Origin of the sequence: Flavobacterium sp. DSP2-3-1 (genome assembly GCF_049896865.1) — a bacterium.
GTDB lineage: Bacteria > Bacteroidota > Bacteroidia > Flavobacteriales > Flavobacteriaceae > Flavobacterium.
This window is the reverse complement of the sequence record NZ_JAFCVD010000031.1, coordinates 1-786: the sequence shown is the minus strand read 5'-3', so window position 1 is coordinate 786 and position 786 is coordinate 1. Positions and strand designations below refer to the sequence as shown.

Sequence of the window (786 nt, the reverse complement as noted above, 5' to 3'; positions counted from 1 at the left end):
AGCGGGACGTTACAAGCAACCGTTGCAAAACCAACAACAGAATTACATCAATGAAAATGACATATACTATTATCGGATTTATTTTAATAGGTGGACTTTTTTTCTACTTAACAAGTTGCAGAAATAAAGCAACTGCTCAAAATAATCAAACTTCAGAACAAGCCAAAACAACACCAAAAGTTCATCAGACAAAAGATAATGCTTTCGAAGAACTGCGGAATATGGCATTTAAAGCAACACCTGAACAACTTAATATTTCCTTGCCGAAAGACAAAACTATCGTATATGGTGTTGTAATGGATTGGGAAATGGGTGGCGCAACAGCATCGACAGTTGCGTATCAAACAGGTGATGCAAGTTTGTATCTAAGTACGGGCGGAGGTGTTATCGGTGGCGGACAACATCTAAGCGTAAATAACGCATCAAAAAAATTCATAAGTTTAGCTCAAACTTTCCTTGATAAGACAACTAAAACAGAAAAGACAGATTTACCGAAAGCGAACGAAGTAAAGTTTTACCTTTTAACAAACAAAGGAATTTACGTTGGACAAGAACTTGTGCAAAACTTTGAAAATAATTCTTCTATTTGGTTGAAACTATTTGAAGAAGGAAATTATGTATTGACCGAATTAAGAAATATAAGCGAAAAGTAAAAAAACGGCAGCTTGTAACAGCCATTTTGAGCTAGCTGGAATTTAGTGGAATTGCCGTTTCGCATCAAGTTTTCGTTAAGCCGAAAATTGAGCGGTTACGAATTTCCAGCCATCTCAAAGTGGCGAAACGTTA

General features: G+C 36.3%; 1 protein-coding gene. It reads left to right on the top strand.

What is annotated here, in order from left to right; all coding sequences use genetic code 11:
• Nucleotides 1-653: hypothetical protein (locus ACP7AT_RS15760; RefSeq protein ID WP_426065395.1), on the top strand; the 653-nt coding region annotated here is incomplete at its 5' end.
• Nucleotides 654-786 lie beyond the last annotated feature (133 nt).